The 5222-nt window shown below is 48.3% G+C and carries 7 protein-coding genes; 4 read left to right on the top strand and 3 right to left on the bottom strand.

Annotated elements, in window-relative coordinates; all coding sequences use genetic code 11:
* Positions 1–3 precede the first annotated feature (3 nt).
* Genes LC574_RS25465 through LC574_RS25455 form a run of 3 tightly spaced genes read right to left on the bottom strand, consistent with a single transcriptional unit; the run spans position 4 to position 2567 of the window.
* Positions 4–276 (bottom strand): hypothetical protein, encoded by a 273-nt coding sequence (locus tag LC574_RS25465; RefSeq protein WP_229456326.1) that lies wholly within the window; start codon positions 274–276, stop codon positions 4–6.
* 25 nt (positions 277–301) lie between these two features.
* Positions 302–532 carry a hypothetical protein gene (locus LC574_RS25460; protein ID WP_229456325.1) on the bottom strand — a complete coding sequence of 77 codons (231 nt, stop codon included), beginning with the start codon at positions 530–532 and terminating at the stop codon, positions 302–304.
* A 43-nt stretch (positions 533–575) separates the two neighbouring features.
* Positions 576–2567, bottom strand: coding sequence for a type IV secretory system conjugative DNA transfer family protein (locus LC574_RS25455; RefSeq protein ID WP_229456324.1), 1992 nt, complete (start codon positions 2565–2567; stop codon positions 576–578).
* A gap of 88 nt (positions 2568–2655) precedes the next feature.
* Here LC574_RS25455 and LC574_RS25450 point away from each other — a divergent pair, with 88 nt between their 5' ends.
* From LC574_RS25450 to LC574_RS25435, 4 genes are all read left to right on the top strand, one after another.
* Positions 2656–3378 (top strand): mobilization protein, encoded by a 723-nt coding sequence (locus tag LC574_RS25450; protein WP_229456323.1) that lies wholly within the window; start codon positions 2656–2658, stop codon positions 3376–3378.
* Complete coding sequence (locus LC574_RS25445) at positions 3375–4100, top strand: DUF6753 family protein (RefSeq protein ID WP_229456322.1); 726 nt, start codon at positions 3375–3377, stop codon at positions 4098–4100. Before LC574_RS25450 ends, LC574_RS25445 begins: the two co-directional genes overlap by 4 nt.
* Positions 4101–4108: 8 nt before the next feature.
* The gene (locus LC574_RS25440) at positions 4109–4423 is read left to right on the top strand and encodes a hypothetical protein (RefSeq protein ID WP_229456321.1); all 315 of its coding nucleotides are present in this window, start codon (positions 4109–4111) and stop codon (positions 4421–4423) included.
* Positions 4424–4626: 203 nt separating this feature from the next.
* Entirely contained in the window at positions 4627–5130 is a 504-nt protein-coding gene (locus LC574_RS25435) for a hypothetical protein (protein WP_229456320.1), read from the top strand.
* Positions 5131–5222: the final 92 nt, after the last annotated feature.

Raw genomic sequence — 5222 nt, 5'->3', positions numbered from 1 at the left:
TTATCAACAGGAAAAACCATGAAAGAGCAGGTAAAGACATTCCCCTATTAGGAGCAGCCCCGCCAACATAACTTGCATCCCTCCCAGCATGATAAACAGGGTAGGGAAATAGCTGAATTGCAGCAATGAAATTCTCTTGTCCGAATCTTGCAACAGTGTCACTCCTTCCCAGAAAAGCGGATGCTGGAAAACCACAATACTACTTGTGGTCAGCAAGCCCAGAATGACACAGAATGACACCAGATATTTACGCCATATCACTTGTAAAGTATTCATAGTTTTCCTGTTGATAATGACAAAGTTATTCCCGATAGCGTTGCTTTTCAATTTTGGGGGTTGCTGCGCTTACGATGCCCCATACCCATACCCCTATTGCCAGGGGAACGCCGATAATGGCGAGTACAACGGTCAGGTTAAGAATAATCGCAAGGATTATAAGAATAATTTGCGCGATACCTTGACCAATTTTACCAACGATAAGGGTTCCTACCCCAGGAAGGAAGAGATTGACAATAATTCCTGCAACTTGCATGGTTTTTTACCAATAAAGACTTTAAAAATGAAGCGCGAAAGCGTCAGATTTCGCCTTGCGTAGAACCCTCATTTTCAGAGGGTAAATCCATATCAGGCAGCCCGACATCACGATTGTTGAGCCGTACCCAATCCTCAATCGGCAGGGCTTTCATATCCTTTTCTTCAAACACTGCCATAAACCCACCAATTCCCAACCGTTCGATGTCCTCTTCATCCCACAAACGACAATCTTCGATGCCTTCATACACGGGTAGATAGCCATCGACTGATGATGCCGCCTGCTGCATATTGTGGGATAAGTAGGCAGAGCTAACTTCATGGTCAAAAACATACTGGTCACACCGGAAGAAGCCTTTAACCCCTGTTCCCGCCCGTTTGTCAGGTTTAGGGATGTTCATCACATCTTCCGGCCTGACCACAGGATCACTTTCCCGTTGCTCACTGAAAGACTGGTTTTGGCTGACCGTGCCGGATAGCGGCATCAACCGCCCTTGACTTGTTCCTGTTCCGACGGTTTCCGACCGCCAGGTTTTTTTCATGTGTCCAATCTGGTTACTCGCCCAATCCGCTGTTTTCCGGTCACGGGCGCGGAGATACGCCGCTTTGTCGCATTGTCCGATGAGACTGTTGGCTATCTTCTCCCCATAGATATGTTCAAGGTCAGTGTAGGCTTGGAAGGCAATACACAGGCTACCGCCGTAACTGCGCCCAATGCGGGCAACCTCTTCAATCTTGTCCAGCTTGCCCAGGCTCGGTAACTCATCAAGGATGATAAACGTATTACCCCCTGTGTTGGACGGACTAGCCAGCATTTGCGCCATCCGGGTAAAAATTAGTTGGTTGTAGGGGCGAAGGGTTGCTTCACTTTCCCTATCACAGCCCAGCATCAGAATATAATTTTGGTCAAACCACTCTTTTAAGGTGAATCTTCGCCCCTCCTGCTGATGAAAATCCAGGTGCGCCGCGATCGTCTCCAACTCATCACCAATTACCGCGCCAACGCTTGCCATGACGTTACCAACGGTATCACCCGCCCCCAAAACAGACAGGTTGCGCCGTAGCTGCTTATCCTGGGTCAATAATGCTGTGACCAGTTCAAAAGATTGAGCAGCCAGCACCACATCCCGTAATGTCCACAGCCCCGGCGCATAGCGCATAAACAGGCGTGTCACCCCAGACAGGATACGCCGCGCCGCTTTGTCAAAAAACTCATTGTTACCGCCGCTATTGGCTTTCTCTGGCAAGAGGATACTGGCAAGGGCAACGGCATCCCGCCCCCTGGTCAGGTCTTCCGCCATGTCCCAGGCATAGCCCCGCGCATCAAACGGATTCAGGACTTTAATCAGGGAATCCCGAACCCCCATCCCTGCCAGGAGGGGTATAAATTCAGATTTGGCATCATAGACTAAAGCCCTGTCCTGTGTGCCACAGCGCGGCAAGGTGGACTGCATATATAGGCGGAGCAGATTGGTTTTGCCGCTGCCGTTTGTCCCTGCCAGCAGAAAATGCGTATTGACCTCAGTGGTAGGAAGCCATAACCCGCCAAAAAAAACCCCCGCATCATTCGCAGGACGCAAGTCATCATATTCCTCTTTCAGCCACCAATGGGGCACAGGGCGCGTCCCCCCTTCAAATTCCACTGCCAAAGGAATCATCAAATCTTTCCTAGCTTTCCATGCCCCAATCAGGGACAGAAGCGTCCCCACCCATCCCCCAGCCATAAACAGAAATACGGAGATAGCCAGACCACCAATATACTTTTTCCAGAACTCCTCATGGAGGCTAAAGAAAGTATCCAGATCGACAGCTTTATTGCGAACATATCCGAAGATATATCCAAGTACCTGCCGCCCCCAGAAGTAATGCAATCCTGCCAGCACAGGAAGCAGGAAAACCCCTTCTGCAAAGCCCCCGAAACTTGTCACCATGAAGGATAAAATAAACCATCCGCCGACAACGGGGATAAGCAGTGCCGTATTGCTGGAAGCATGGCGTTGTAACTTCCGCCGCATTTGATACGGTACAAGACTCATTTTAAGAAATAATAATTAAAAACCTGTCAAATAGTTAAATAACAGAAAATGACCCTTTACAAATTATCCAAGGGGATAACTTAACATAATGGCAGAAGCAATTTTGTTTGGTGGGGATAAAGGCGGATGCGGTAAATCGATGGTCTGTAAAACAGCCATTCAATATCATTTAGATAAGCGTTTAGTATTTAGCTGTTTCGACACTGACCGGAGCAATGCAGATTGCTATCGTTGCTACAGTAAGGTTGCCAGCTTTCAGTTAGCGGTCTTCAGTGAAGCAGAACGCCTGGAAGATTCCGCTAATGCCATCTTTAATACAGCAATTAACCAGCGCACCTTGATTAACTTACCAGCCCAAGTGTTTATCCCTTTAAAAAATTGGTATGAACAAAACGATTTGTTTGAAATCAGTCAGGAAGCAGGCGTGAAATTTCAGCTTTGGCATATCACCGACGGTGGTTATGACAGTTTACAAATTTTAAAAAAAACGCTCGAATATTTTCAAGACAAAGTGAAGTACGTTATCTGCAAAAATTATGGCAGAGCCGATGATTTTGAAGCCCTGAACACCGATAAAACCTTACAAAAACTTATTGAGAAATATGAAGCGGTGACGCTTGATTTTCCCAAATTAACGGGGTCAATCGCCAAGAATCGGCTTGATGCTCAATCCCTCACTTTTGGCGAAGCCATTACTCCAAATACGAATAACTTCGATTTGATAGAAAAAAGCCGTATCCGCAAGTTCCTCCGCGAGGCTTATGCCCAATTTGATACCGCTGGCGTGTTTGCATCAGCGCAACAGTCATGAGTGCCACCAATGGCAAGGATAGCGACCTGCTAGACCGCGCCTTACGTGACCTGTCACCCGACCAACGAGCGAGGGCGTTAGACCTGGTGCTTAGGCTCGGCATGACCGACCGGGACGACCCATTATTTCTTATCTGTCTGGCGATTGGACAATTACAAATTTTGATGCAGGACGCGCCCGCAGAGTGGCGCGGCACCTTTGACCAGTTCTCTACCGATTTACAAGCATGGACAGCAACAAACCTTCAGGCATTAGCGGCGATCGCCAATCAAGCCGAGGCAGCAGCAGACTTAGCGGAAGTCTCGAAAAAGCTCACGGATACATTGACCGTATTAACGCAGCATCTCAACGAACGAAACAAGCAACCGCAGACCTCAACCAAGGACAGCCGAAACTTGCAGAAGAAGTTAGAGGGCTTGCAAAAGAATCTCAGCCAGAATCTCAACGAGCTTATGGCGAAGATTTCTCCTGTCCTAACGTCCGTCGAGAGTACGAGCAATACCTTGACCGGACTAGCCAGCACCAGCAAAACCATCACCCTCATTAAATGGGGCATGGTGGGACTGTTGGTGCTGAACATGGGCGGATTATATATGCTTTGGCAACAACAGCAGCGCACCAGCCAGCAGCTAGGTTGGCTCCTGCAAAAAACAACCCGTCTGGAATGCACGCAAGGCAGCGTTGCTAAATTTAACTCTCAATGTAAGCAGTTTCACAAGTAGGAACCACGATGAGGGAATTAAGAGAATTGATAAAAGATTCTAACCTTAAAATTGATGAGGCATGGGTATTTATCGCTGTTGTTGCCTGCTTGTATGCTTTTCTGATTGTTGGCGGTAAACCCCTGATTCTATGTCGCAGCTATTACATCGCTTTTCCTCAAGATGTGCCTCTATCGGTTAAGGCTAAAAAGCAAAACCCTTATGTAGCAAAGGTATCTCAATTCGCCTCCCAACAATGGGATAAATTTGTTGACTTGATTACGGACGACCCAGACGAGGGCGACCGTACCAGATTACGCTTGGAATGCCAGCCAAAGAACTAAGGGGCGGTTGCCCCTCGTGCGGTCAAGCCCCAAGCCTGCGGTGAAAAAGCCGTCTCCCCAACCTTCCTACGCTCCGTTTTTCTCCGCTCCGTGCAGGCTGGGTGATACCCCTCGGCTTTTTCAGGGCTTGCCCTTGCTACCCCCACTCTTCGCCAGAGGGGCAGAGGTTCAGGAACGACCTGAACCTTAGAGGAGTAAAATGAATGACCACTCAATACTTTGCACAAGCGAACACCGTTGAGGCAATCAAAACCCTGTACCGAAACCTAGCCCTTGAAAATCATCCCGACCGGGGCGGTGATGAAGACATCATGAAAGAGATTAACCGCCAGTACCATGAAGCCCTGAAGCGATGCGAAGGACAAGCTAGCCACACGACCCCAGACGGTGAGCAGAAAACCTACACCTACAAGGGAGATGTGGAAACTGAATTGATGGAAAAACTGCTGGAGCTGCTAAAATTGCGTTCTTTAGAAATAGCCCTGATTGGCTATTGGATATGGGTATCGGGCGATACCAAGCCAAACCGGGAAGCCTTGAAAGCGGCAGGCTTGCAGTGGCACAGTGAAAGGAAAGTCTGGTATTATAAGCCTTTGGGCTGGAAGAAGTCAAAGAAATCCAAGGGCAGCCTGGGCGAGTTGGCGAAGAAGTACGGGTATCAAGGGTATCAAACAGCAGCAGAAGAGAAAATGCCAACTACCACTTAATACAAAAGTATAGAAAGCCAAGCTCACCCCTTGGCTTTCTATCTGTATATATGTAGCGACCTTCTGTTAGTTTGGCGGATTCGCCCAGAGGT

The sequence above is a fragment of the Nostoc sp. CHAB 5715 genome (assembly GCF_020829685.1).
GTDB lineage: Bacteria > Cyanobacteriota > Cyanobacteriia > Cyanobacteriales > Nostocaceae > Nostoc.
The sequence above is the reverse complement of the archived record's forward strand: the minus strand, read 5'-3'. Positions and strand labels throughout refer to the sequence as shown.

Coding starts and splice junctions, on each gene's coding strand:
- LC574_RS25465 (WP_229456326.1), bottom strand. CDS start 276: ATGAATACTTTACAAGTGATATGGCGTAAATATCTGGTGTCATTCTGT.
- LC574_RS25460 (WP_229456325.1), bottom strand. CDS start 532: ATGCAAGTTGCAGGAATTATTGTCAATCTCTTCCTTCCTGGGGTAGGA.
- LC574_RS25455 (WP_229456324.1), bottom strand. CDS start 2,567: ATGAGTCTTGTACCGTATCAAATGCGGCGGAAGTTACAACGCCATGCT.
- LC574_RS25450 (WP_229456323.1), top strand. CDS start 2,656: ATGGCAGAAGCAATTTTGTTTGGTGGGGATAAAGGCGGATGCGGTAAA.
- LC574_RS25445 (WP_229456322.1), top strand. CDS start 3,375: ATGAGTGCCACCAATGGCAAGGATAGCGACCTGCTAGACCGCGCCTTA.
- LC574_RS25440 (WP_229456321.1), top strand. CDS start 4,109: ATGAGGGAATTAAGAGAATTGATAAAAGATTCTAACCTTAAAATTGAT.
- LC574_RS25435 (WP_229456320.1), top strand. CDS start 4,627: ATGACCACTCAATACTTTGCACAAGCGAACACCGTTGAGGCAATCAAA.